The 23644-nt window shown below is 69.7% G+C and carries 26 protein-coding genes, 1 tRNA gene and 1 pseudogene; 11 read left to right on the forward strand and 17 right to left on the reverse strand.

Annotated elements, in window-relative coordinates:
• Nucleotides 1-25 precede the first annotated feature (25 nt).
• The 4 genes from H4N58_RS10370 to H4N58_RS10385 form a co-directional block, all read right to left on the reverse strand.
• Entirely contained in the window at nt 26-511 is a 486-nt protein-coding gene (locus H4N58_RS10370; protein ID WP_208322329.1) for a GNAT family N-acetyltransferase, read from the reverse strand.
• A gap of 34 nt (nt 512-545) precedes the next feature.
• Entirely contained in the window at nt 546-2306 is a 1761-nt protein-coding gene (gene arc / locus H4N58_RS10375; protein WP_167002789.1) for a proteasome ATPase, read from the reverse strand.
• Nucleotides 2307-2476: 170 nt separating this feature from the next.
• Nucleotides 2477-3379, reverse strand: a complete 903-nt coding sequence (locus tag H4N58_RS10380) for a tRNA (adenine-N1)-methyltransferase (protein WP_167002791.1) — start codon at nt 3377-3379, stop codon at nt 2477-2479.
• Nucleotides 3372-4559, reverse strand: a complete 1188-nt coding sequence (locus tag H4N58_RS10385; RefSeq protein ID WP_243842933.1) for a site-2 protease family protein — start codon at nt 4557-4559, stop codon at nt 3372-3374. The genes H4N58_RS10380 and H4N58_RS10385 overlap by 8 nt, the downstream gene beginning before the upstream one ends.
• Nucleotides 4560-4623: 64 nt before the next feature.
• On the opposite strand from H4N58_RS10385, the gene H4N58_RS10390 reads away from it, so the two are divergent.
• The 3 genes from H4N58_RS10390 to H4N58_RS10400 all read left to right on the forward strand — a co-directional run bounded on the left by H4N58_RS10390 (nt 4624) and on the right by H4N58_RS10400 (nt 7471).
• Entirely contained in the window at nt 4624-5514 is an 891-nt protein-coding gene (locus H4N58_RS10390; RefSeq protein WP_167002795.1) for a PD-(D/E)XK nuclease family protein, read from the forward strand.
• Between the two features lie 83 nt (nt 5515-5597).
• Entirely contained in the window at nt 5598-6191 is a 594-nt protein-coding gene (locus H4N58_RS10395; RefSeq protein ID WP_167250922.1) for a helix-turn-helix domain-containing protein, read from the forward strand.
• Nucleotides 6188-7471 (forward strand): MFS transporter, encoded by a 1284-nt coding sequence (locus tag H4N58_RS10400; RefSeq protein WP_167002799.1) that lies wholly within the window; start codon nt 6188-6190, stop codon nt 7469-7471. The genes H4N58_RS10395 and H4N58_RS10400 overlap by 4 nt, the downstream gene beginning before the upstream one ends.
• Here the strand turns inward: H4N58_RS10400 and H4N58_RS10405 are convergent.
• From H4N58_RS10405 to H4N58_RS10435, 7 genes are read right to left on the reverse strand one after another with little or no spacing between them, the layout of a single operon-like run.
• Nucleotides 7444-7923 carry a DUF1772 domain-containing protein gene (locus H4N58_RS10405; RefSeq protein WP_167250920.1) on the reverse strand — a complete coding sequence of 160 codons (480 nt, stop codon included), beginning with the start codon at nt 7921-7923 and terminating at the stop codon, nt 7444-7446. The two genes, H4N58_RS10400 and H4N58_RS10405, sit on opposite strands and share 28 nt — an antisense overlap.
• Before the next feature lie 9 nt (nt 7924-7932).
• Complete coding sequence (locus H4N58_RS10410; RefSeq protein WP_167002803.1) at nt 7933-8634, reverse strand: HAD family phosphatase; 702 nt, start codon at nt 8632-8634, stop codon at nt 7933-7935.
• Between the two features lie 42 nt (nt 8635-8676).
• Nucleotides 8677-9531 (reverse strand): PAC2 family protein, encoded by an 855-nt coding sequence (locus H4N58_RS10415; RefSeq protein ID WP_167002805.1) that lies wholly within the window; start codon nt 9529-9531, stop codon nt 8677-8679.
• A gap of 45 nt (nt 9532-9576) precedes the next feature.
• Nucleotides 9577-10809: a cysteine--1-D-myo-inosityl 2-amino-2-deoxy-alpha-D-glucopyranoside ligase gene (gene mshC, locus H4N58_RS10420; RefSeq protein ID WP_167002807.1), complete on the reverse strand. Its 1233-nt coding sequence runs from the start codon at nt 10807-10809 to the stop codon at nt 9577-9579.
• A 23-nt stretch (nt 10810-10832) separates the two neighbouring features.
• Complete coding sequence (locus tag H4N58_RS10425; RefSeq protein WP_167002809.1) at nt 10833-11651, reverse strand: SCO1664 family protein; 819 nt, start codon at nt 11649-11651, stop codon at nt 10833-10835.
• Nucleotides 11644-12162, reverse strand: a complete 519-nt coding sequence (locus H4N58_RS10430; protein WP_167002811.1) for a DUF3090 family protein — start codon at nt 12160-12162, stop codon at nt 11644-11646. The genes H4N58_RS10425 and H4N58_RS10430 overlap by 8 nt, the downstream gene beginning before the upstream one ends.
• Nucleotides 12163-12211: 49 nt before the next feature.
• Nucleotides 12212-12904, reverse strand: coding sequence for an MSMEG_4193 family putative phosphomutase (locus tag H4N58_RS10435; RefSeq protein WP_182397085.1), 693 nt, complete (start codon nt 12902-12904; stop codon nt 12212-12214).
• A 50-nt stretch (nt 12905-12954) separates the two neighbouring features.
• Between H4N58_RS10435 and H4N58_RS10440 the strand changes: the two genes are divergently transcribed.
• From H4N58_RS10440 to H4N58_RS20650, 3 genes are read left to right on the forward strand one after another with little or no spacing between them, the layout of a single operon-like run.
• On the forward strand, nt 12955-13941 hold the full coding sequence (locus H4N58_RS10440) for a magnesium and cobalt transport protein CorA (protein WP_167250918.1): 987 nt from the start codon (nt 12955-12957) through the stop codon (nt 13939-13941).
• A gap of 9 nt (nt 13942-13950) precedes the next feature.
• Nucleotides 13951-14247: a gamma carbonic anhydrase family protein gene (locus H4N58_RS20645; RefSeq protein ID WP_243842934.1), complete on the forward strand. Its 297-nt coding sequence runs from the start codon at nt 13951-13953 to the stop codon at nt 14245-14247.
• On the forward strand, nt 14244-14450 hold the full coding sequence (locus H4N58_RS20650) for a hypothetical protein (protein ID WP_243845122.1): 207 nt from the start codon (nt 14244-14246) through the stop codon (nt 14448-14450). Before H4N58_RS20645 ends, H4N58_RS20650 begins: the two co-directional genes overlap by 4 nt.
• Before the next feature lie 4 nt (nt 14451-14454).
• Here the strand turns inward: H4N58_RS20650 and H4N58_RS10450 are convergent, their stop codons facing one another.
• Nucleotides 14455-15309: an SDR family oxidoreductase gene (locus H4N58_RS10450; RefSeq protein WP_243845121.1), complete on the reverse strand. Its 855-nt coding sequence runs from the start codon at nt 15307-15309 to the stop codon at nt 14455-14457.
• On the opposite strand from H4N58_RS10450, the gene H4N58_RS10455 reads away from it, so the two are divergent.
• Nucleotides 15298-16146, forward strand: a complete 849-nt coding sequence (locus tag H4N58_RS10455; RefSeq protein WP_167250916.1) for a helix-turn-helix transcriptional regulator — start codon at nt 15298-15300, stop codon at nt 16144-16146. The two genes, H4N58_RS10450 and H4N58_RS10455, sit on opposite strands and share 12 nt — an antisense overlap.
• Here H4N58_RS10455 and H4N58_RS10460 read toward each other — a convergent pair whose 3' ends face one another.
• Both H4N58_RS10460 and H4N58_RS10465 read right to left on the reverse strand, forming a co-directional pair.
• Nucleotides 16147-16986 (reverse strand): undecaprenyl-diphosphate phosphatase, encoded by an 840-nt coding sequence (locus H4N58_RS10460; RefSeq protein WP_167250914.1) that lies wholly within the window; start codon nt 16984-16986, stop codon nt 16147-16149.
• Entirely contained in the window at nt 16983-18035 is a 1053-nt protein-coding gene (locus H4N58_RS10465) for an LLM class F420-dependent oxidoreductase (RefSeq protein ID WP_167250912.1), read from the reverse strand. The genes H4N58_RS10460 and H4N58_RS10465 overlap by 4 nt, the downstream gene beginning before the upstream one ends.
• A 115-nt stretch (nt 18036-18150) precedes the next feature.
• Between H4N58_RS10465 and H4N58_RS10470 the strand changes: the two genes are divergently transcribed.
• Both H4N58_RS10470 and H4N58_RS10475 read left to right on the forward strand, forming a co-directional pair.
• Nucleotides 18151-19095: an aldo/keto reductase gene (locus H4N58_RS10470; protein ID WP_167250910.1), complete on the forward strand. Its 945-nt coding sequence runs from the start codon at nt 18151-18153 to the stop codon at nt 19093-19095.
• A gap of 8 nt (nt 19096-19103) precedes the next feature.
• Nucleotides 19104-19292 (forward strand): DUF5703 family protein, encoded by a 189-nt coding sequence (locus tag H4N58_RS10475; protein ID WP_370465445.1) that lies wholly within the window; start codon nt 19104-19106, stop codon nt 19290-19292.
• A gap of 32 nt (nt 19293-19324) precedes the next feature.
• Here H4N58_RS10475 and H4N58_RS10480 read toward each other — a convergent pair whose 3' ends face one another.
• A complete protein-coding gene (locus H4N58_RS10480) occupies nt 19325-20647 on the reverse strand; it encodes a M20/M25/M40 family metallo-hydrolase (protein ID WP_167250908.1) in 1323 nt (440 codons plus the stop codon).
• A 126-nt stretch (nt 20648-20773) separates the two neighbouring features.
• On the opposite strand from H4N58_RS10480, the gene H4N58_RS10485 reads away from it, so the two are divergent.
• Nucleotides 20774-20859: transfer RNA gene (locus tag H4N58_RS10485), tRNA-Leu, on the forward strand.
• A 129-nt stretch (nt 20860-20988) separates the two neighbouring features.
• Here the strand turns inward: H4N58_RS10485 and H4N58_RS10490 are convergent.
• A complete protein-coding gene (locus tag H4N58_RS10490; RefSeq protein WP_167002828.1) occupies nt 20989-21798 on the reverse strand; it encodes a restriction endonuclease in 810 nt (269 codons plus the stop codon).
• A 531-nt stretch (nt 21799-22329) separates the two neighbouring features.
• Here H4N58_RS10490 and H4N58_RS20950 point away from each other — a divergent pair.
• Nucleotides 22330-22752: pseudogene (locus tag H4N58_RS20950) on the forward strand (GNAT family N-acetyltransferase); the annotation flags it as partial.
• A gap of 100 nt (nt 22753-22852) precedes the next feature.
• Here the strand turns inward: H4N58_RS20950 and H4N58_RS20655 are convergent.
• Entirely contained in the window at nt 22853-23233 is a 381-nt protein-coding gene (locus H4N58_RS20655; RefSeq protein ID WP_167250906.1) for a VOC family protein, read from the reverse strand.
• Between the last annotated feature and the right edge of the window lie 411 nt (nt 23234-23644).

The following is a 23644-nucleotide window of genomic DNA, read 5'->3' on the forward strand; positions in this document are numbered from 1 at the left end:
ACGATGTGGACGACGCTGTCGGTGTTCATGAGCCGCCGAGGGCCTTGCCGAGGAAGAGCGACTGAGGATCGTCCGCGTAGTAGCCGAACGGCGCGACCTCGGAGTAGCCGGCCGACCGGTAGAGCGCGATCGCCTCCGGCTGCGGCTGGCCGGTCTCCAGCACCATCGTCGTCGCCCCGGCGGCCCGCGCGGTCTCCTCGAGCCAGGCGAGGACGCGCCGCGCGTATCCCTGACCACGTACGGCCTCACGGACGTACATCCGACGCACCTCGGCACGCCAGTCCCCGAGCATCCGCCAGCCGCCCGTGGCGACGGGCTGGCCGGAGCCGTCGTACGCCACGGCGAACAACCCGCCGGGAGCGTGGAACTCCGCAGGGTCGCTCGGGCTGACGTCATGGATGCCGTAGCGCTCGGCGTAGAGCGCCTGCACCTCGTCGATGAGGAACGTCGCATCCGCGTGGTCGTAGGGCACGACGCGGATGTCGAGTGCAGGAGTGGTGGGCGTCGTCACGGACACATTGTGCGACGTCGCCCACCCCCTGCGCTCAGAGATATTGACCCGTGTTGGCGACCGTGTCGATCGAGCGGCCCGGCTCGCTGCCCTGCTTGCCGGAGATGAGGGTACGGATGAAGACGATCCGCTCGCCCTTCTTGCCGGAGATCCGCGCCCAGTCGTCCGGGTTGGTCGTGTTCGGGAGATCCTCGTTCTCCTTGAACTCGTCGAGGCATGCCTGCAGGAAGTGCTGGACGCGCAGCCCCCGCTGGCGCAGCTCGAGGAAGTCCTTGATGGCCATCTTCTTGGCGCGGTCGACGATGTTCTGGATCATCGCGCCCGAGTTGAAGTCCTTGAAGTAGAGGATCTCCTTGTCACCGTTGGCGTAGGTCACCTCGAGGAAGCGGTTCTCCTCGGACTCGGCGTACATCCGCTCGACGGTGCGCTGGATCATGCCGTTGACGCATGCCGTCCGGTCGCCGCTGAACTCCTTGAGGTCGTCCTCGTGGAGCGGGAGGTTGGCCGTGAGGTACTTGGAGAAGATGTCGCGTGCCGACTCCGCGTCGGGACGCTCGATCTTGATCTTCACGTCGAGCCGACCGGGTCGCAGGATCGCCGGGTCGATCATGTCCTCACGGTTGGAGGCGCCGATCACCAGGACGTTCTCGAGGCCCTCGACGCCGTCGATCTCGCTCAGCAGCTGCGGGACGATCGTGTTCTCGACGTCGGACGACACCCCCGACCCGCGGGTGCGGAACAACGAGTCCATCTCGTCGAAGAAGACGATCACCGGCGTGCCCTCAGACGCCTTCTCGCGCGCACGCTGGAAGACCAGTCGGATGTGGCGCTCGGTCTCGCCGACGTACTTGTTGAGCAGCTCGGGGCCCTTGATGTTGAGGAAGTAGGAGCGGCCCTCCTCCCCCGTCTTCGCCGAGACCTTCTTGGCGAGCGAGCTCGCGACCGCCTTGGCGATCAGGGTCTTACCGCAGCCCGGCGGACCGTACAGGAGCACGCCCTTGGGCGGCTTCAGCTCGTGCTCGATGAAGAGCTCGGGATAGAGGTACGGGAGCTCGACGGCGTCGCGGATCGACTCGATCTGACCTTGGAGGCCGCCGATGCTCGAGTAGTCGATGTCGGGCACCTCCTCCAGGACCAGCTCCTCGACCTCGGACTTCGGCACGCGCTCGTAGACGTAGCCGGCGCGCGAGTCGAGCAGCAGCGAGTCGCCGGCGCGGAGCTTCTCGTCGCTCAGGGAGTCGGCGATGCGGGCGATCCGCTCCTCGTCGGCGTTGCCGATCACGAGGACGCGGTCGCCGTCGGCGAGCAGCTCCTTGAGCATCACGACCTCGCCGACCTGCTCGTACGCGAGAGCGGCGACGACGTTGAGCGCCTCGTTGAGGATGACCTCCTGGCCCTTCTGGAGGTCCTCGACCTCGACCGACGGGCTCACGTTGACCCGCAACTTGCGGCCTCCGGTGAACACGTCGACGGTGTCGTCGTCGTTGTGCTGGATGAACGTGCCGAAGCCCGTCGGAGGCTGCGCGAGTCGGTCGACCTCCTCCTTGAGGGAGAGGATCTGATCGCGAGCCTCGCGCAGGGTGTCGCCGAGGCGGGCGTTCTGAGCCGTCACCGCAGCGAGCCGAGCCTCGGTCTCAGCAAGCCTCGAGTCCATCGACGAGTCCAGGCGGCCGGTCGCGAGGCGCCGACGGAGATGCTCGACCTCCGCGCGGAGGTAGTCGATCTCCGCCTGCTGCTGGAGCACGGTCTGCTCGGTCTCAGGCGGACGCCGGTCGCTGTGGTCGAACTCGCTCATGTCGTACCTCCCGCGAAGGCCACGACACCGTCAGCCCCGGACACCGCCCGGGGTCGACCCATGGCGCGGCGTGCTGGCTCCTCGTGAGTCGACACTACCCGCACGGAGTGGCGATCCGCTCGCGTCGGCGCGCGGTTGATCAGAAAGAGATCCGAACGATGTGATTCAGGTCACTCGGGCAGGTCGACGGGGCGAGGTCCGGCGTAGTCGGGCCCGTACGCGCCCGGGGCGGGCCGCCGCTTCTTGGCGAGCGCACGCTGGCCGTGCGCCATCCGACGGGCGGTGACCAGGAACGCGGTGTGCCCGTTCATCGAGTGCTCCGGACGCACCGCCAGACCCTCCAGGTGCCAGCCGCGCTGCATGGTCTCCCAGGCAGAAGGCTCGGCGAACTCGCCGTGCGCGCGGATCGTCTCGACGACGCGCGACATCTGTGTCGTCGTCGCGACGTAGCAGCACAGGATGCCGCCGGGAGCGAGCAGCCGGCCCGCGAGCGCGACGTACTCCCAGGGGTCGACCATGTCGAGGATCATGCGGTCGACCTCGAGGTCGGTCTCGGCGAGGCTCTCGCCGAGCTCGCCGACCGTGAGGCGCCACGCCGGGTGGGGGCCACCGAAGAACTGCTCGACGTTGCGGGTCGCGATCTCGGCGAAGTCCTCGCGCTGCTCGAAGGACAGGACGAGACCGTCCTCACCCACCGCGCGCAGCAGGAACGTCGTGAGCGCACCCGAGCCGGCGCCGGCCTCGAGCACCCGCGCACCGGGGAAGATGTCCGCGAACGTGACGATCTGCGTCGCGTCCTTCGGGTAGATCACCGCCGCGCCGCGGGGCATCGAGGTGGTGTACTCGTGCATCAGCGGCCGGAACACGAGGTACTGGCCGCCGAGCGACGACGTGACGACAATCCCCTCCGGCTGCCCGATCAGGTCGTCGTGGGCGATCTCCCCGAACTTCGTGAAGAACTTCTTGCCCACCTCGAGTTGGATGTTGTGGCGACGACCCTTGGCATCGGTGAGGCGAACCCACTCACCGGCCGCCATCGGACCGCGGTGCACCCCCGAGAGGCGCTCATCCATGGGTGTGCCTTCCTGCGTCTCGTTGCTTGCCCCCGTCGCGGACCCGCGCCGCGAAGGCGTGGTCGACGTCGCCGGTGACGAGGACCCCGTACAGGCTCTCGCCGTCGACGACCAGGTACTCGCTCGACGGCGTCTGCTGCAGCGCGCGGATCAACGGCTCACCGGCCAGGTCCACGGGCAGCGTGAGGCCCGGGGAGAGCGTACGCGCTAGTGCTCCGACGTCGACCCACGGGCGTCGCGCCTCGGGTGTGGCGAGGACGGCGCGCTCGTCGACGACGCCGTCGATCGTGCCTGTCGGGCCGTGCACCACGATCGCGCCCGCCCCGGCCTGACGCGCCTGCTCGATGGCTTGAGCGACCGGCGTGCTGCGGGGGACGTCGACCGCCCGACGGGCGAGCCCGCGCGCGGTGAGTGACGGGAGTCCACGCTTGAGCCGAGCGGCGAGCATGGCCTGGGTCGCGCCCGTCCAGAGGAACATCGCGATCACGAAGGCGATGACGTAGTCGAGGATCGTCATGTCCCAGCCGAGCACCTCGCGTGCGAGGAACGGGAAGGCGAGCGCGAGGATCGCGATCGCGCGACCGCCGTAGCCGGCCGCGACCGTGCCCGCGTACGGGTTGCCCGTCGCCTTCCAGACGATCGCGCGGAACACCCGTCCGCCGTCGAGCGGCAGCCCCGGCAGAAGGTTGAGGACGCCGACCACGAGGTTGGCCAGTGCCAGCGCACGGAACGCGAACAGCAGCAGGCCGGAGTCGGGCAGCAGCAACGAGGCGCCCCAGGCGGCGGCGCCGACGGCGAGCGAGGTGAGTGGGCCGACGACGGCGATCCAGAACTCGCGACCAGGGGTGTCGGGCTCCCCCTCGATCTCGGTCACCCCGCCGAGGAAGTTGAGGGTCACCGAGCGCACGTCGTAGCCGAACCGTTTGGCCACCAGCGCGTGGGAGATCTCGTGCAGGAGGACAGAGAGGTAGAGGAGCACCGCGAAGGCCAGGCCGGCGACGTACGTGAGAGCACCGAGGCCCGGGGCGATCGCCTCGATCGTGGGGGCGAGCACGAAGGCGATAAGAACCGCGACGAGCAGCCAGGAGGAGCGCACGAGAACGTCGATCCCCCCGATCTCGCCGATGCGGAAGGTCCCGGGCGGACGGTTCGGCGTGGGGGGTGTGGACGACGCGGTCACGTGTTCCACCGTATCGGGTCGTGGCACAGCCGGACTGTCGGTCGGCTCGCCTAGGCTGACGGGCATGAGGGCACAGACGGCCGAGCGCACGGTGGTGGACGGGGTCGACGTGGTCGGGTCGCTGTCCCCGAGCCGGGCATCCGACTTCATGACGTGCCCGCTCCTCTACCGGTTCCGGGTCGTCGACCGTCTCCCGCAGGAGCCGACGGTCGAGGCGGTGCGCGGGACCCTCGTCCACGCCGTCCTCGAGGACCTGTTCGACGCGCCGGCCGCCGAGCGGACGCTGGAGCGTGCGCGGTCGCTCGTGGGCCCCGCATGGGACCGTCTGCGCGAGGTCGAGCCCGAGGTGGCCGGTCTCTTCGACGACGGGACGGCACTCGCCGCATGGCTGGAGAGCGCGGGCGAGCTGCTCAGCTCCTACTTCACCCTCGAGGACCCGCGGCGTCTCGAGCCGGCCGAGCGTGAGAAGTACGTCGAGACGGTCATCGACGGCGGGCTGCTGCTGAGAGGGTACGTCGACCGGGTGGACGTGGCCCCGACCGGCGAGGTGCGCGTCGTCGACTACAAGACCGGCCGTGCACCTCGTGAGGTGTTCGAGGCCAAGGCGATGTTCCAGATGAAGTTCTATGCGCTGGTCATGTGGCGGACGACAGGGACGATCCCGGCGCTGCTCCAGCTGATGTATCTCGGCAACGAGGAGATCCTCCGCTACTCCCCCGACGAGCACGACCTGCTTGCGACCGAGCGCAAGCTCCGCGCGCTGTGGGCGGCGATCGAGCGTGCGGCGACGACCGGCGAGTGGCGCCCCCGCAAGAGCGTGCTGTGCGGCTGGTGCGACCACAAGGCGCTGTGTCCGGAGTGGGGCGGCACCCCGCCCCCGCTGCCGGAGCGCGAGACGCTGCCGCTCGAGCCCGCGGTGCACTCTCCCGCAGAGAGCGTCGCCGACGCCGACTGACGGCGAGCCGCTCTCCCGGCACTCGCGAGCGCATTGCAAAGAGACCTTTGCAAAGAAACCTTTGCAGTCGTACGGTGATCTCCATGGCCACCGAACCGCACCAGGTCGTCCTCGACACTGCGGCCCTCAAGGCGCTGGCGCACCCGCTCCGTGTCCAGCTCCTCGGCGCCCTGCGCCGTCACGGCCCGTCGACGGCGACGCTCCTCGGCCAGCGACTGGGCGTCACGTCGGGCGCCGCGAGCTATCACCTCCGCCAGCTCGCCGGCGCGGGCCTGGTCGCGGAAGACACGGCGCGAGGCAACGCGCGCGATCGGTGGTGGCGCGCGGAGCACCGCATGAGTGTCCTGGACGAGGAGGACATGGACGACGTCTCTCCCGACGACGTCGACACCTATCTCCACTCGATCGCCGCGAGCTACTCGATGCTGCTCCAGCAGACGGTCAACGAACGTGCGACCATGCCCGAGCCGTGGCGCAAGGCGATGGACCTGAGCGACTACCTGCTCCGTCTGACTCCTGACGAAGCACGGACGCTGGATGCGCGGGTGCACGCGCTCGTGAGGGAGTACCGGTACGACGTCCCCGGTGGCAGGCATCCCGAAGGCGCCGAGCGGGTCGCCGTCGTGGTGCAAGTGCTCCCTCAGCTCGAGCGCGGCCCCGAGGACGACACGCCATGAGCCGTACGAGGCCGCTCGCCGGTCTGCTCGTCGCGATGGCGGTCGCCCACACCGGTACGCGCGTCTCCGCGATCGCGTTCCCGTGGTTCGTCCTGGCCACCACCGGGAGCGCGACCGCGACCGGGCTCGTCGCGTTCTTCGAGCTCGCCCCGTACGTCCTGGTCAAGGCACTGGCCGGGCCGTGGATCGACCGCGTTGGTGGGCGCGTGGTCTCCTGGTCGACCGATCTCGTCAGCGCAGCCGCAGCAGCCACGATCCCCGTCCTGTACGCCCTCGACGCCCTGCCTCTCGAGGCGTTCCTCGCCCTGGTCGCCGTCGTCGGTGCGGCTCGCGGCCCGGGCGACCTCGCCAAGGAGGTCATGGTTCCCGAGGCCGCCGAGCGTGCGGACATCCCGCTCGTACGGGCCACCGGACTGTCCGGGACCATCGAACGCCTGGCCTCGACGCTCGGCCCTGCGGCTGGGGCGGGCCTCATCGCTCTCGCAGGTCCGATCGCGGGCGTCGCGGTCAACGCGGTCTGCTTCGTTCTCGGCTCCCTCGTCGTGGGCTTCGCGCTCCCTCGTGGCATGGGCGGCCCCGCGCCGTCGACGGCCCGAACGACCGAGGATGGCGAGAACGAGGCGGCGCCGTACCTGCGACGCCTCGCCGAGGGAGCCGCCTTCCTCCGTCGCGACCCCCTCCTCCTGGCGGTGGTCGTCATGGTCGCGATCACCAACCTGCTCGACATCGCGTTCACGGCCGTCCTCCTCCCGGTCTGGGCGCACGACTCGGGCCACGGTGCTCCGGCGATGGGCCTCATCCTGACTGTCATGAGCGCGGGCGCGGTCGTCGGCAGCCTGCTCGCCTCCGCGCTCGCCCACCGGATGAGGCGCCGCCCGGTCTTCTTCCTCGGTTTCCTCGTCGCGGGGGCACCGCGCTTCCTGGTGCTCCTGCTCGACGTGCCGATGCCCGCGATCCTCGTCGTCTTCGTCGTCGCAGGCCTGGGCTCGGGCTTCCTCAACCCGATCCTCAGCGCGGTCTTCTTCGAGCGCGTTCCTCCGCACCTTTACGGGCGGGTCGGTTCGCTGACCGACGCGGCGGCCTGGGCGGGGATGCCCCTCGGTGGCGTGCTCGCCGGGGTGGCGGTGACGGCCGTCGGGCTCGCTCCCGTCCTTCTCGTGAGCGGGATCGCCTACGCGCTGACGACGAGCCTCACCGGCTTGCGCCCGGAGTGGCGTGCCATGGACGAGCGCCCGGTCGGCGCGACGGAGGGTCAGCCGGAGCGGAGCGCGGCAGCGTAGGCCGTGGCCGAGGCGATGCACATCAGCGCCCGCACGTGGTTGCCACGCGTCCACGGCGGCGAGAACGACGCCCATGCTGTGGCCGCGGCCGGCGGCGTGGAGGCGTCCACCGCATCGAGCGCGTTGTTGCGCGGGATGTGGAACGCCGCGGTGAGGGCGATCGAGGCGAGGTAGGCGGCGGACCCACCGAGCGCCCACCACCGGCCGTCACCGTCGCCGAGGAACGCCACCAGCGCGACCACGAGCGCGACCACCGCCGTACCGGAGAACGCGAGCTGGAAAGCCGGGCGTACGGCGAAGCGGTTGGTCTCCTGCATGAAGCCGACGGACTCGGTCGGAGGTCGTCGCTCGAGCGAGGGCATCACCATCACGGAGAAGGCGACGTAGACGCCGGACATGATGCCCGCACCGATCAGCGCGACGTACGTGCACACCACCGTGAGAGTTGTCACGCCCCGACGCTATCGTCCTCGCGGGTCCGAGCCGGTCAGGAGCAGTCCGAGGTCGTACGGCGTGAGGCCGTCGAGGGTCGCGACGTGCGTGCGTCGCTCCCCCGCATCGACCGGGACGAGGTTGGGGACCACGAGCACATGACAGCCCGCGGCCGACGCCGAGCGGGTGCCTGTGTTGGAGTCCTCGATCGCCACGCATCGCGACGGGTCGACCCCCAGTGCCGCCGCGGCGGCGAGGTAAGGCTCGGGGTGCGGCTTGCCGCGCGAGACCGTGTCCCCGGTGACCACGGCACTGAATGTGCTGCCGGTGAACCGCGCGACCAGCGGCTCTGCGACGGCGGTGTACGACATCGTGACCAGCGCCTGCGGGACTCCCGCCTCGGTGAGCGCGGCGATCATCTCCCGAGCACCTGGACGCCAGGCGATGTCGCCGTCGCGCATGTACGAGGCGACCTCGCTCACGAGTGCGTCGACGATCTCCTCGGGGCGCAGCACGAGGTCCATCCGACGCCGGATCTCGCGCGCGGCCTCGAGCAGGTCGCTGCCGACGAGGGCGAGTCCGTCCTCTTCGGACCACGACGCGCCGTGGCGGGCAGCGAGTGCGAACTCCGCCTCGAGCCACACGGGCTCGGTGTCGACGATCGTCCCGTCGAGGTCCCACAGGACGGCGTCGGGCAGGGTCGTACGGCGGGTGTCGACGTTGGTCGTCATCGGCTCTCTTCGGCTCGAAGGGTGGGTGAAAAGACTGCAGGGCTAGGAGTCGGTGTCGCGCGAGCGCCGCTTGAGGTAGCGCTCGAACTCGCGCGCGATCGCGTCGCCCGAGGCCTCGGGCAGCTCGGAGGTGTCGCGCGCCTCCTCGAGCGACTCCACGTACGCGGCGATGTCGGCGTCGGAGCTCGCGAGGTCTTCGACACCGCGCTCCCACGCCCGCGCCATCTCGCGTAGGTCACCGATCGGCAGGCTGATCTCGAGCACGTCCTCGAGATAGCCCAGCAGCGCCAGCGTCGCCTTGGGACTCGGGGGCTGCGCCACGTAGTGCGGGACGGCGGCCCACAGCGAGACCGTCGGAAGCTCCGCCGCGACGCAGGCCAGCGTAAAGACGCCGTTGATGCCGGTGGGCCCCTCGTACGAGGAGTCGTCGAGGCTCAGGCGGGCGTCGAGCTCGGGGTCGTTGGTGGTCCCCGTCACCGGCACCGGCCGCGTGTGCGGTGTGTCGGCGAGCAGCGCGCCGAGCGTGACGACCGCATGGCTCGCCAGCCGGTCGGCGATGGCGACGAGCTCGTCGCAGAACGAGATCCAGCGCATGTTCGGCTCGACGCCACGCACGAGCACCACGTCGCGGTCGGAGCCCACCGGCCGCGCCACGTACACGCGGGTCGTGGGCCAGGTGATCGTCCGGTGCCCGTCGTCGTCAGTCCCGATCTGCGGGCGGTTGACCTGGAAGTCGTAGTAGTCGTCCGGGTCGATCTCCGCGATGAGGTCGGCGTCCCACCACTCCACCAGGTGGTCGATCACGGAGCTGGCGGCGTCCGCAGCATCGTTCCAACCCTCGAACGCGACGACGAACCACGGGTCGACAACGGTGGGGAACTCGGTCTGCTCGCTCACCCCTTCACTCTATGCCGAGGAGCGGACGCGTTGCGGAGGTGTAGGTCAGACGACGCCGAGCAGCGCATCGACGGCCGCGCCGACCGTACGGCCTGCCCCCGGGACGCCGTCGCCAGCCACCGCGAGCGCAGCATCGACCCACGCGTCGACGGCCGCGATCGCCCGCGGCGCATCGAGATCGTGGGCCAGGGCGTCACGGATCGCGCTGACGACCGGAGCAGCCTCGGACCCGCCCGTAGCGAAGGCCTCGCGCCACCGACCGAGACGCTTGGCGGCGTCCACGATCTCGCTGTCCGCCCACTCCCAGCCCGTGCGGTAGTGGTGCCCGAGCACCGCGAGCCGGATCGCCATCGGGTCATGGCCGTCGGCGCGCAGGCGCGACACGAGCACGAGGTTGCCGAGCGACTTGGACATCTTCTCGCCGGCGTACGCCACCATCGCCTGGTGGACGTACGCCCGCGCGAACCGCTGCTCGGTGGCGACCTGCGCCTCAGAAGCCGACATCTCGTGGTGCGGGAAGATCAGGTCGGTCCCGCCGCCCTGGACGTCGAAATCGTGCCCCAGCGTCTCGAGCGCGATCGACGAGCACTCCACGTGCCATCCGGGACGTCCGCGCCCGAACGGGCTCTCCCATGAGGGCTCGCCCGGACGCTCCGCCTGCCACAGGAGGCAGTCGAGCGGATCGCGCTTGCCGGGCCGGTCCGGGTCTCCCCCACGCTCGCTGAACAGCCGCAACATGGTCTCGCTGTCATAGCCGGAGACCTCGCCGAAGCTGGCATCGGCGTGCACGGAGAAGTAGACGTCGCCCTCGACCTCGTATGTCACACCGCGGTCGCGCAGGCGCTCGATCAGCGCGATCGCCAGGTCGATCGACTCGACGGCTCCGATGTAGTGGTCCGGGGCGAGGATCCGCAGCGCGGACATGTCCTCGCGGAAGAGCTCGATCTCGCGCTCGGCGAGGTCGGTCCACTCGATGCCGGTCGCCGTCGCGCGCTCCAGCAGCGGGTCGTCGACGTCGGTGATGTTCTGGGTGTAGACGACCTCGAGACCGCGGTCGCGCCAGGCGCGCTGCAGGAGGTCGAACGTCAGGTAGGTCGCGGCGTGGCCGAGATGAGTGGCGTCGTACGGGGTGATGCCGCACACGTACATGCGGGCACGGCCCTGCGGGTCGACGAGCACCGGGGAGCCGCTCGCGGTGTCGTGGACCTGGACAGCCGATCCGGGGCCGAGGCCGAGCTCGGAGAGGTCGGGGACTTCGGGGGACGTCCAGGCGCGCATGCCACGAGGGTATAAGGCGGTCCCTACACCGGCGGCCACGGGATCGTCGGCCAGCGGTCGCCCGGCGTGGGCATGCGGCCGGTCGTGAGCAGGAGGTCCAGCCGCTCGGAGAGGGCAGCGATCTCATCGGCGCTGATCAGGTCGGAGAGGGCGGCGCGCAGCGGTCCCGACGTGACCTTCTCGGACAGCGACTCGAGCCGCTGGCGATCGTCGTCGTCCAACGCCTCACCCGCCCAGCCCCACAGCACCGTACGGAGCTTGTCCTCGACGTGGAAGGTCAGCCCGTGGTCGCAGCCCAGCACCGTCTCGTCGACCGGCAGCAGGTGTCCGCCCTTGCGGTCCGCGTTGTTGACGACCGCGTCGAACAGCGCGATCGTCCGCAGCGGTGGGGTGTCGCGGTGCAGCAGCGTCACCTCGCGGTCGCGAGCGTCGACCGCGTCCACCACGGAGAACCAGCCCTCCGGATCGTCTCCGGCGGGCACGACGGCGATCTGGGCGAGCGCTGGGTCGATGTCGACCCACAACTGCACCATGCCCGGTCCGAACGGACCGTCGGCGATCACCGTCGGTGGGACGACATGCCAGCCGGCGGCTTCGGAGACGAGGTAGGCGGCGCGCTCACGACCGGCGAGTGTGCCGTCGGGGAAGTCCCACAGCGGCCGCTCCCCCCGTACGGGCTTGTAGACGCACGCGAGCGAGCGCGAGCCGTCGGACACCTGCCCGTAGAAGGTGCCGTTGGAGGCCTCGACGAGCCGGCCCGTGACCTCGAGCGTGCCTCGGCCGAGCAGTTCCGAGACACCGTGGCCTGCCGCGTAGCGTCGCGACGCTGCGAACTCAGTCACGGGCGACCCGGCGGAAGCCGTTGGCGCGCGGGCAGAGATGGCCGTCGGCCTCGACCACTCCCCCGCAGAACGGGCACGTGGGCCGTCCGGCCGCGACCACGCTGCGGGCACGCTCGGCGAACTCGAGCGCGACCGCTGGCGGCATCGTCACGACGAGCACGTCACTGGCCTCGCTCTCGTCGTCGTCGGTCATCGCGAACGCCTCGACGACGACCTCGCCGGTGTCGGGCTCCCACGCCAAGGTCATCGCGCCCACGCGGAACTCCTCCTCGATCGGCTGCTCGAGGGGGTCCAGGTCGACCGCTCGCCCAAGCCCTCCGCCGGCTGCCGCCTCCACCTCCACCAGGAGCGCCTCCAGGCGTTCGGCGAGCACCTCGACCTGCTGCTTCTCCAGGCCGACCGACGTGACGCGGCCGCCGTCGCTAGCCTGCAGGAAGAACGTCCGGTCGCCAGGAACCCCGACCGTGCCGGCGACGAATCGACGCGGGCGTTCGTACCTGTGGATCAGCATGACACCGAGCCTAGACAGGGCCTCGGAGCGCGGCGACTCCTGTCCCCGCTCACGCGCCACCACCGACCGGAGCGTCGCCGGTGGCCGCCTTCGAGTCGCCCGCCGGGGGTACGAGGCCGCTGAGATCCGAGCCGAGGTCGTTGACGTGGTGGACGGTCGGTCGCTGCGTCCCGTACGTGATCGCGCTGACCGACCCGGGGCTCACGGCGATCCGTTGGAAGAGGTCGAGGTGGGTGCCGAGGGCGTCGGCAACGATGGCCTTGATCACGTCGCCGTGGCTGACTGCGACCCACACCGCCCGGCCGCCGTGGCGCCGCGCCACCCGCCGGTCGATGCGCCGGGCCGTCTCGACCGCGCGTGCCGCCATCGTCGTCATCGCCTCGCCACCTGGAAAGACCACGGCGCTCGGTTGCTGCTGGACGCTCGCCCACAACGGCTGCTTTGCGAGGTCGGTGATCGCCCGCCCGGTCCACCTGCCGTAGTCGCACTCCACGAGCCCCGCGTCGCGGCGTACGGGGACCGTGTCGGGCTGTGCCTCGGCGATCGTGCGCGCCGTCTGCATCGTGCGCATCAGCGGGCTGCTCACGATGAGCGAGAGGGGCACCGCCGCGAGGCGCTCGGCGACGCGTGCGGCCTGAGTGCGGCCGGTCGGGTCCAGGCCGATGCCGCGCGTCCGGCCCGCGAGAATGCCCTGGGCGTTGGCATCGGTCCGCCCGTGACGGACGAGGATCAAGGTCGGCACGCCCCGAGCGTAGTCCGGCCGCGAGCCGTGCGAGGGGCAACAATGAAGGCGTGATCTTGGACTGCGCCGCCTACCACGACGGCACCTCGCTCCCCGCCGGCCTCCAGATCGACGACCTCGCCGACGCGATGGCGGCATGCACAGGTCCCGCTGACTTCGTGTGGCTGTTCATGCAGGATCCGACGTACGAGGAGTTCGGCCAGCTCCAGAAGGTCTTCGGGCTGCACCCGCTCGCGGTCGAGGACGCCGTCACAGCGCACCAGCGCCCCAAGGTCGACGTGTACCCCGAATCGGCGTTCCTCGTCCTGCGCGCGCTGCGCTACGTCCAGGCGAGCAAGCGTGTCGAGGCGAGCGAGATCTCGCTCTTCCTCGGGGACCGGTACGTCATCGTCGTCCGCCACGGCGACTGGCCCAAGCTCGAGGGCGTCCGTGCGCGCGCGGAGAAGGAGCAGGCGCTCGCCCAGTACGGGGCGATCGCTGCGGCGTACCACGTCATCGACGCCGTCGTGGATGAGTACGAGGTGATCGCGGAGTCGCTGTCCGCCGATGTCGAGGACGTGGAGGCCGCGGTGTTCTCCGACGACGTGTCGGGCGCGGACACCACCCAGATCTATCTCCTCAAGCGCGAGCTGCTCGAGTTCCGCCGTTCGGTCGTGCCGATCCACGCGCCGCTGCAGGAAGTCCTGAGGCGGCGGGCGACGATCTCGGTGCCGAAGGGGATGCTCCCGTACTTCCGCGACGTCGCCGACCACCTCGCTCATGCACGCGGAACGATGGAGTCGCTCGACGGACTGCTCGACAACGTGATGCAAGCGCGCGCGACGCAGATCTCCGTCCAGCAGAACGACGACATGCGCAAGCTCGCTGCGTACGCCGCGATGATCGCGGCACCGACCCTCATCGCGGGGGTCTACGGGATGAACTTCCGCGACATGCCCGAGCTGGACTGGCGGTTCGGCTACCCGCTCACGCTGCTCGCGATGGTCGCGATGGTGGCCTTGCTGTGGCGCGCCTTCAAACGCTCCGGATGGCTGTAGCGTCGTCGGATGGCACGAATCGATCCTGATGCTTCCGTCGCGTCCAGCGCGGTCGTCACCGGTGACGTCACTGTCGGCCCCGGATCGCGGGTCCTCCACGGCGCCGTGCTCAATGGCGACCTGGGCCCGATCGTGATCGGGGCAGACGTGGTGGTGATGGAGAACGCGCTCGTCCGCGGTCGCGCCGATCATCCGGCGACCATCGGCGACGCCGTCCTCGTGGGCCCGCACACACACCTGAACGGGACAACGGTCGAGGATGAGGTGTTCCTCGCGACCGGCGCCTCGCTGCTTCCGGGGTCGTGAACTCCGACCTGGCGCCCGGCACCGTCGTACCGATCGGGTGGATCGCCGCCGGGCGTCCGGCGGAGCTGTTCTCACCCGATCGGCACGACGAGCTCTGGGCGGTTCAGGAGACGCTCGACTTCCCCGGGACGGTCTACGGCGTGCCTCGTGGGACGAGGATGCGCGAGATCATGCGCCGGCAGTCGGAGGCCTACCGGCGGTGACCCCTCACCATGGGACGAAGCCGTCGCGGCCGAAGAACGCCCCTGTCGGGCCCTGCGGGTCGACCGTTGCCGCCCGTACGCTCGCGGCCGCGCCTTCCTCGACGGTCTGGGTGCCCCTGTGGCCATTGAGGTCGGTCGCGGTGTAGCCGGGGTCGACGGCGTTGACACGGAACTCCGGGAGCGCCTTGGCGTACATGGTCGTGATCAGGTTGAGGGCGGCCTTGGACGACGGGTAGACGAGCCCGACGAGCGTGGACTCAAGCCGGCTCGGGTCCGACGTGACGGCGAAGGAGCCCACACCGCTCGACACGTTCACGACGCGGGGGTGCTCGGAGGCTCGCAGCATCGGAAGGAAGGCGTGCGTGACCCGGACGGGGCCGAGGACGTTCACGCCGAAGACGGGGATGAAGTCTGCGGGCACCGTGTCCGCCGGACCGGCCCACGAACCGCCGATCCCGGCGTTATTGACGAGCACGTCGAGGCCGGTTCCCGCGTCCTCGACGGTCGCGACGGCCGTGGCCACCGAGGCGTCGTCGGTCACGTCGATCACGACCGGGCGGACGTCGAGGCCCTCGCTCTGGAGCGGCTCCGCGGCCTTCCTCCCGAGCTCCGCGTCACGCGAGCCGAGCCAGACCGTCCATCCGAGTCCAGCGAGACGGCGCACGGTCTCGAGCCCGATCCCCTTGTTCGCCCCGGTGACCAGGGCGGTGGTGGTGGTTGTCGCTGTCGTTGTCATGCCACGAGCCTGGTCGCCGCCGCGGCCTCGTACCAGGATCACTTCGTCCTGGTACGGGTCGTACCAGGCTGTGCCGTGGTGACGCTCCCCGCTGCGTGCCATGGTGAGGACGTGGATCGTCATGAGCTCGGCCGCCTGCTTGTCCGCGCACGCCGCAGGGTCTCCCCCGCCGATGTCGGCATGCCCGCGGGGCCACGTCGCCGGGTGGCGGGCCTGCGCCGCGAGGAGGTCGCGATCCTGGCGGGTGTCAGCGTCGACTACGTGACGCGGATCGAGCAGGGGCGCGGCGCGCACCCGTCACCATCGGTCCTCGCCTCCCTCGCACGGGCATTGCGGATGAGCGACGACGAGCGCCGGGAGATGTTCGACCTGGCCGGCGCTCCTTCGCCGCGCGACGGACACGTACCGATGCTGGTCCGTGCGAGCATCCTCCGGCTGCTCGAGCGCCTCGAGGACCAGCCCGCTGTCGTGCTGAGCGCCAAGGGAGACGTGCTCGCCTGGAACCCGCTCGCGGCGGCCCTGCTCGGCGACTTCTCCGTGCAGCCGCTGACGCAGCGCAACATCGTGCGCCAGCGGTTCTCCGGGGAACCGAGCCGTGTCTCGGTCCCAGAGGAGGAGGCGCAACGGACCGCGGCCCAGTCGGTGACCAGCCTGCGCGCGGCCTCGGCGAAGTATCCCGACGATCCCGACCTGCGCCGGCTCGTGGCCGAGCTCCGCGCGCACAGCACCGAGTTCGCCCGGCTGTGGGATGACGCTCCGTCACAGGTGTGGCGCAGCCACCGCAAGACCATCACGCACCCGACCGTCGGCGCGGTCACGCTCGATTGCGACGCGTTGGAGCTCCCCGAGACGGACCAGACGGTGATCGTCTACTCCGCTGCGCCAGGCTCACGCGACGCCGATCTGCTGCAGCTGGTCAAGGTCGTCGGCACCCAGAGCCTGGGTGCCGACGCACGATGACTATCCGACCGACGTCCCGGCCGTGATCACGCCCGTCGCGAGCAGCGCCAGCACGAGGCCACCGAGCCCGATCCGGTAGATCACGAACGGCGTGTAGGAGTGCTTGCTGACGTACTGCAGGAGCCAGTGGATCACCGAGATGCCGACCACGAACGAGACGACCGTCGCGAGGATCGTCGGGCCCACGCCGTACGCGTTGTCGCCGCCGGGGATCTCCGGCAGCTGGAACAGGCCCGCTCCGACGACCGCCGGGATCGCGAGCAGGAACGCGTAGCGCGTCGCGGCGGCACGGTCGTAGCCGAGGGCGCGGCCCATGCTGATCGTCGCGCCGGACCTCGAGACGCCCGGGATCAACGCCATCGCCTGAGCGAATCCGAAGAGCACCGCGTGCTTGCCGGTCAGCTGCTCGATCGTGCGGTCCTGGCGACCCAGCTTGTCGCAGATGCCGAGCACGACGCCCATGACGATGAGCATCGTCGCGATCACCCAGAGGTTGCGGAAGTCGTTCTCGATGACGTCTTTGAGCGTGATGCCGAGGATGACGATCGGCAGGGAGCCGACGATCACGAACCAGCCCATCCGCCACTCGAGCGTGTCGCGGGCGTCGCTGTTGAACAGACCTCGCAGCCAGCCTCCGGCGATGTTCCAGATGTCGCGCCAGAAGTAGAGGACGACCGCGATCTCCGTTCCGATCTGGACGACCGCGGTGAAGGCCGCGCCAGGATCCTCCCAGCCGAAGAACTTGGGGAAGATCGCGAGGTGGCCCGATGACGAGATCGGGAGGAACTCGGTGAGGCCCTGGAGAAGGCCGAGGACGAGCGCTTGGAGCAGGTCGTTCACTCGCCGAGGCCCGAGGTCTCGAGAGCGTCAGCGACCGTACGGAGCACGTGGGCGCGCTCGTCGTGCGTGGAGCCGAAGGTAGAGATCGCCAGCGTCGTGACACCGGCATCGGCGTACGAGTGGAGGCGCTCGGCGATGCGCTCCTTGGGTCCGATGAGGGCCGTCTGGTCGACGAGCTCGAACGGCACCGCCGCAGCGGCCTCGCCCTGCTTCCTGTCGAGGTAGAGGTCCTGGATCTTCTGGGCGGCGTCCTCGAAGCCCATCCGGCGGGCGAGCGCGTTGTAGAAGTTCTGCTTGCGGCTGCCCATGCCGCCGACGTACAGCGCCGTGTAGGCGCGCACCATCTGGGCGCACTCCTCCAGGTCGTCGCCGATCACGACCGGCACGGTCGGGACGACGTCGAAGCCCTCCATCGTCTTGCCGACCTTCTCGCGCCCGATGCGGAGGTGGTCGGTCGACACGGAGGCCTGCTCGGGGTTGAAGAAGATGGCGAGCCAGCCGTCGGCGATCTCACCGGCGAGCTCGAGGTTCTTGGGGCCGACCGCGGCGAGGTAGATCGGGATGTCGGTGCGGTACGGGTGGAGCATGATCTTGAGCGGCTTGCCCGGGCCGTCGGGCAGCGGCAGCGTGAAGTGCTCGCCGGCGTAGTTCAGCGGCTCCTCGCGGGCGAGGATCGTGCGCACGATCTCGACGTACTCACGCGTGCGCGCCAGCGGCTTGTCGAACTTCACGCCGTGCCAGCCCTCAGACACCTGGGGCCCAGAGACGCCCAGCCCGAGGCGCACGCGTCCCTCGGAGAGACGGTCGAGCGTGGCGGCCGTCATCGCCGTCATCGCGGGCGTACGAGCGGGGATCTGCAGGATCGCGGTGCCGAGCTCGAGGGTCGTCGTCTTGGCGCCGATCCACGACAGAAGGGTCGGCACGTCGGACCCGTACGCCTCCGCCGCCCACGCCGACGAGTAGCCCAGCGTCTCGGCATACACCGCCGTCTCCACCCGTTCGGCGACGTCCGGACCGGCGACGTACCCGACGTTGACTCCCAGCTTCATGACCTGCTCCTGATCGATCGGGACCGCGATGCGCAGGGCGAGCCTAGCGTGGCCGGTGCGCCCGTCTCGACTAGCCTTCCGACAAGGCTGACAGGGGCCTTGACCGAGGAGTGACATGCAGGAACGGTTCGTCGGACGCAGCGGCCTGTCCGTCTCCCGCGTAGGGCTCGGCACGGCCTCCTGGGGGCGCGACACCGACGAGCACGAGGCCGCCGACATCTTGCGGACGTACCTCGACGCCGGTGGCACGCTGATCGACACGGCGGCCTCGTACGGGGCGGGTGCCAGCGAGGAGCTCATCGGCGCACTGGTCGCCGAGCTGCGGCGCGACGACGTGGTCGTGGTGTCCAAGGCCGGCTCGGGTGTCCCGCACGGACGGCCCGGCACGTCACGCGGCGCGATGCTCGCCACGCTGGACGACTCGCTCGCGCGCCTGCGCACGGACCACCTTGACCTGTGGCTGGTGCAGGGGTGGGATCCGCGGGTGCCCGTCGACGAGACGCTCGCCGCGCTGGAGCACGCGGTCACCACCGGCCGTACCCGCTATGTCGGCGTCTCCAACTACACCGGCTGGCAGACGGCGTACGCGCACACGCGGCAGGCGATGCGCGACCTCGGTGCGCCGATGATCGCGACGGAGGTCGAGTACTCCCTTCTCGCACGCCAGCCCGAGCGCGACGTCGTTCCCGCGGCGGAGGAGCTGGGGTTCGGCGTGCTTGCGTGGTCGGCACTGGGGCGTGGCGTCCTGACCGGCAAGTACCGCTACGGGATCCCCGCGGACTCGCGGGCGGCCTCCGACCATCTGTCCGGGTTCGTCGAGCCGTACCTCGACCCGGACTCGCGGCAGGTGGTCGAGGCGGTGTGCCGCGCCGCCGAGGGACTCCAGCTGAGCCCGATCGAGGTCGCGCTCGCGTGGGTCCGAGATCGCCCAGGTGTGGCGAGTGCCCTCATCGGGCCCCGGACAGCGGCACAATTGAAGGCAGCGCTCTCGGTCGAGGAGGTCGTGCTCCCCACCGAGATCGCCGAAGCACTCGACGACGTGTCGGCGGAGGCGGGATAACGGAGGCTGTGTTGTCCGAGTACGAGTTCCAGCGGTTCTGGTTGCCGCGTACGGAGTCGCGCCAGGCGGTGCGGCGGCTGCTCACGGACGCGGCCGAGCATCACGGCTGGGAGATCGACCGGCTGCGGTTGTTCCCCGACGGACGGCGCCGGGTGATCCTGCGCAGGCGCATCATCCGCGTCCGCAGCACGCTGTAGCCCGCGCGAGCCGCGAGGCGTATCGCGACCCGCTACGCCAGGTCGAGCAGCCGGTGGAACACCCGCGCGCCGAACTCGAGCGCATCAGTCGGGACCCGCTCGTCGACACCGTGGAACAGCGCCGTGAAGTCCAGATCTGCAGGGAGCCGCAGAGGCGTGAACCCGTACGAGCGGATGCCGAGGCGGTCCCAGGCCTTGGCGTCGGTCCCGCCGGACATCAGGTACGGGGCGATGTGGGCCTCGGGATCCTCGGCGTGCAGCGAGACCGTCATGGCATCGACGAGGTCGCCGCTGAACGGGTACTCCAGGGCTGGCTGCAGCGTCAGCGGGTCCACCGTCACCGCGTCGCCGGCCAACCCGCGCACCTCGGCGAGGAACGCGTCCTGCTGGCCTGGCAGGAAGCGCCCATCGACGTGCGCGTGCGCCTCGCCAGGGATCACATTCACCTTGTAGCCGGCGTCGAGCATGGTCGGGTTGGAGATGTTGCGCATCCCTGCGCGGATCATCCGTGCGGTGAGCCCGAACTCGGCGAGCAGTTCCTCGGTCGACGCGCCCGCGGCGCCGGTGAGCTCACGGACCTTGTCGAGGAGGATCTGCATCGACGGCCCGGGCTCGTACGGCCACTCGTGGTCGCCGATCGCAACGACCGCACGCGCGATGGCCGTGACGGCGTTGTTGTCGCGCACCATCGAGCCGTGACCTGCGGTTGCCTGGGCCGACAGGCGCATCCAGGCCAGCCCCTTCTCGCCCGACTCGAGCAGATAGAGCCGCTTGCCGCCGATGTCGGTCGAGAACCCGCCGACCTCGCCGATCGCCTCCGTGCAGTCGGCGACGAGATCCCGGTGGTGGTCGACGATCTTGTGGGCGCCGTGGATCGACCCGGCCTCCTCGTCGGCGGTGAACGCGAGCACGAGCGTCCGACGCGGGGCGAGCCCGGCGCGTCGACGGGCCCGGACGACCGACAGGACCATCGCGTCGAAGTCCTTCATGTCGACCGCGCCACGCCCGTACAGATAGCCGTCGACGATCTCTCCCCCGAACGGGTCGTACGACCAGTCGCCCGCCTGTGCCGGCACGACGTCGAGGTGGCCGTGGACGAGCAGTGGCGGCAACGAGAGATCGGTGCCCTCCCAACGGGCGATCACGTTCGTACGGCCGGGCGTCACCTCGACGATGGTGGACTCGAGCCCGACCTCGGCGAGCAGCTCCGCGACGTACTCGGCGGCCTTGCGCTCCCCCGGGCCCCGGTCGTCGCCCGTGTTGGTGGTGTCGATCCGGATGAGGTTCCGGCAGATCTCGACGACCTCCGCGGCAGGGTCGATGGGGGCGGTCTGAGAGGGCACGTCGGCGGTCATTCCCCCATCCTGCCTGGCCAGGACAGGGAACGGTGAAAGTGAGGACCCCGGTTTGGGGATCGCCGCGGGTGGTTTGCTAGAGTTCTGACGCACGGTGAACGACGCACAGCGCCGGTCACCAACCCAGTCCGGGTGGCGGAATAGGTAGACGCGCTAGCTTGAGGTGCTAGTGCCCGTATTAGGGCATGGGGGTTCAAGTCCCCCCTCGGACACAACAACGACCAAGGCCCTTCGACACTCTCGCCAGTGTCGGAGGGCCTTTTTTCTGCTCCCGTTACCGGCCGCTCTTCGGGATCGATCCCCCCTGCTGCCGGCGCCGCGGCGCCGGCAGCAGGGGATGGTCACGGCGTCGACTCTCCGGCATGTCGGACATGCGAGAACGCGAAGCTCGCCAAGATCACCAGCAGGACCGCGCAGGCCGCCGTTGCCGCGAACGACGGCTCGAGCTGGAAACCTTTCGCGATCCCGGCTGCGGCGCACGGCAACCCGATCCAGCCGGCTGCCGTCCACATCCGGGGGGTACGCGATGCTTGAACAGCAACGCTCAGCGAGCCGATCCCGACCGGGATGAGGAACAACCCCACGAGCGGAAGCAGGAAGGTGCCCTCGCGTTCAGCCACGGCCGCGTAGACACCGGCCAGACCGGCAGACGAGCCGACCCACAGGCAGACGACTCCCGCCAGCCACGAGCCGAACCTCAGGCCGGAAGCGGCCGCGGTGCCGGCATCTTCGTCGACGTACACGTCCTCCCCGTCGTCGGCGTCTGGCACGCTGACGCGTTCCATGGCCTCGACCGCCCACCCGTTCACCGGCTGCACCGCTCCGGTGATGTCGTAGGTGAACAGGGCGACATGGTTCGCATCGGCGTAACTGATTGCCTGAGCCGTGAACGATGACCCGCAGAAGAAGAACAGATCAACGGTCGAAGCGCGACCGACCGCGCCGACAAGCCGCTGAATTTCCGGCCTGCCGGCTTGCGACGCCTGAAACTTGACCTGCGCGGCCGCGTGGGTGGCGACCACATCAATCCCGCCGTCCGCCCCGCCCGGCGACGCAAGCGCATCGTGATACCCCCAGTGGCGGAGCCACCGGGCGGCGTTCTCCTCGGCATCCTCCCACCGCGCAACGTGAAACAGGTCCAGCTCCGACACGTCTTCCCTCCCAAAGGTCGCATCAGGTTAGCGGTCGCTGTGACGACCTCTCCTCGCGGAGGGTCCACTTGGAGCAGTGCTGTCGCTCGCCTCTTCCGCGCCGGCTGTCGGACCAGGCAGAACACGACGGCGGCCACCCTGTAGGCCCTCGATGCGACGCCCTGAGCATGTATGGCGCGAGGCATGGTGCTGGCCTCCTCTCGTGGAGCGCACCACCGGCGAAAGGTCGCGCTGGGCCTGTTATTTCTGTCGTTCTAGGACCCACACGTCTTGCCGCTCGGGCCTCAGCCACGCCCGAGTTGAGGTGGGGCCTGACGGTCCCCGCTCCCCGTGTAGGTTCGGCCTCGCTCCCCTCGCCCTGCCCCGCTGCCTCGACGGCGTGCGAGGACTCCCCCAGGCGACGACCTGCCGGGGCGGGAGCGCCAGAGTGTCTGATGACAACGACAAACCCCTAGAAGGCGGGTGGCCAGTGACCGACGTCGTGATCCGTGCGCTCGATCGTGACGACAGCCGACGCCTAGCCGAGATGTATTGGGTGACCGGGACTTCCTGAAGCACTGGGACCCGCAGCGTCCCGATGCCTTCTACACGGACAGCGGTCAGGCTGACGCAGTCGAGACCACTCTGCGCGAATGTACGAGCGGTCGTATGTGGTCGGGAGTAGTCCTCGAGGACGGGGGTCTGGTGGGGCGAGTGAGTCTGCACAACATCCTCCAAGGGCCCTTTCGGAGCTGCTCCCTGGGCTATTGGATCGCACGACCGTACAGCGGCCGGGGCATAGCGACCGAGGCGGCCAGCCAAGCGATGCAGGTCGCCTTCGACTCCCTCGGCTTGCACCGAGTGGATGCGTTTGCGCGTGAGGAGAATGCCGCGTCGTGTCGAGTGCTGGAGAAGAATGGGTTCAGGAAGGTGGGCTTGTCGCGAGGACACATCCACATCAACGGGCGATGGCGCGATGACATCATGTTTCAGAGACTTGCCCCCTGGGAGACGGCATTCGTCTCGACCCGCCTGCCTCTTGAGGCTGTTGCTCCAGGCACGGGCGGCCGCAGCGTCACCTGGCGGAGTCACTCTCGATCGGCGTCGCCCACGACGGCCGCCGAACGAGGCAGAACGGGTGGCCCGCCGGGTCCGCGTACACGTCACCCCCCAGCGCTCGGGCGCCGAGACGGAGCACCTCCTCCCCCGCGGAGGTGACGTCCTCGACCATGACGTCGACGTGCATCTGCTGCGGCACCCCCGGGCCGGGCCAGGTCGACGGTGGCAGTCCGGGCGCCCGCTGGAACGCCATCCCCGAGGTCTGGTCGTCCACCGAGACGACCACGAAGTCGCCGTCGTCGTAGGTGACCGGCTCGCCGAGCACCGCCGACCAGAATGCGGCGCTCCCCTGCGGGTCAGGTGCGTCGACGACGAGGTGGTGGCGTCGTCCGATCATCACGCCTCCCCTCCTGGCCTAGGGCCTCCCCCGCGAGCATTTCACGTAGCGTCGACAACGTCTCCGGCTCGCACGGCCTGGACGACCGACGCAACGGTCAGTCCACCCGAGATGGTCCACAGCCACCACGGCATCGGACGGATGGTCGAAAGGGCCGCGAGAATCCCCAACGTGACAATGCTGCCCCGCACACTGGGGTGGGTCAGAGTTCGCCAGAACATGGCCGACATCCTCGCAGCTCAGCCGAAAGCCGCCCCGGTTTAGTGCAACCTTTATGTGTGGGAGCGCCACGCAGGTCCTTCTGATGACGGACGGCCTTCTTGGATGCGCGCCTACCTCGACCCGTTGGTCACCCTGCGCCTCGCGTCGGCACTGGGCCTGTTATTCAGGCTCGCCGACCGAGTTGCTCGA

Origin of the sequence: Mumia sp. ZJ1417 (assembly GCF_014127285.1) — a bacterium.
In the GTDB taxonomy this organism is placed as follows: Bacteria; Actinomycetota; Actinomycetes; order Propionibacteriales; family Nocardioidaceae; genus Mumia.

Excerpts from the sequence above, each read along its gene's own strand:
- arc (WP_167002789.1), bottom strand. The coding sequence starts at position 2,306 with ATGAGCGAGTTCGACCACAGCGACCGGCGTCCGCCTGAGACCGAGCAG.
- H4N58_RS10380 (WP_167002791.1), bottom strand. The coding sequence starts at position 3,379 with ATGGATGAGCGCCTCTCGGGGGTGCACCGCGGTCCGATGGCGGCCGGT.
- H4N58_RS10390 (WP_167002795.1), top strand. The coding sequence starts at position 4,624 with ATGAGGGCACAGACGGCCGAGCGCACGGTGGTGGACGGGGTCGACGTG.
- H4N58_RS10395 (WP_167250922.1), top strand. The coding sequence starts at position 5,598 with ATGGCCACCGAACCGCACCAGGTCGTCCTCGACACTGCGGCCCTCAAG.
- H4N58_RS10400 (WP_167002799.1), top strand. The coding sequence starts at position 6,188 with ATGAGCCGTACGAGGCCGCTCGCCGGTCTGCTCGTCGCGATGGCGGTC.
- H4N58_RS10410 (WP_167002803.1), bottom strand. The coding sequence starts at position 8,634 with ATGACGACCAACGTCGACACCCGCCGTACGACCCTGCCCGACGCCGTC.
- mshC (WP_167002807.1), bottom strand. The coding sequence starts at position 10,809 with ATGCGCGCCTGGACGTCCCCCGAAGTCCCCGACCTCTCCGAGCTCGGC.
- H4N58_RS10430 (WP_167002811.1), bottom strand. The coding sequence starts at position 12,162 with ATGCTGATCCACAGGTACGAACGCCCGCGTCGATTCGTCGCCGGCACG.
- H4N58_RS20645 (WP_243842934.1), top strand. The coding sequence starts at position 13,951 with ATGGCACGAATCGATCCTGATGCTTCCGTCGCGTCCAGCGCGGTCGTC.
- H4N58_RS10450 (WP_243845121.1), bottom strand. The coding sequence starts at position 15,309 with ATGACGATCCACGTCCTCACCATGGCACGCAGCGGGGAGCGTCACCAC.
- H4N58_RS10465 (WP_167250912.1), bottom strand. The coding sequence starts at position 18,035 with ATGAAGCTGGGAGTCAACGTCGGGTACGTCGCCGGTCCGGACGTCGCC.
- H4N58_RS10470 (WP_167250910.1), top strand. The coding sequence starts at position 18,151 with ATGCAGGAACGGTTCGTCGGACGCAGCGGCCTGTCCGTCTCCCGCGTA.
- H4N58_RS10480 (WP_167250908.1), bottom strand. The coding sequence starts at position 20,647 with ATGACCGCCGACGTGCCCTCTCAGACCGCCCCCATCGACCCTGCCGCG.
- H4N58_RS20655 (WP_167250906.1), bottom strand. The coding sequence starts at position 23,233 with ATGATCGGACGACGCCACCACCTCGTCGTCGACGCACCTGACCCGCAG.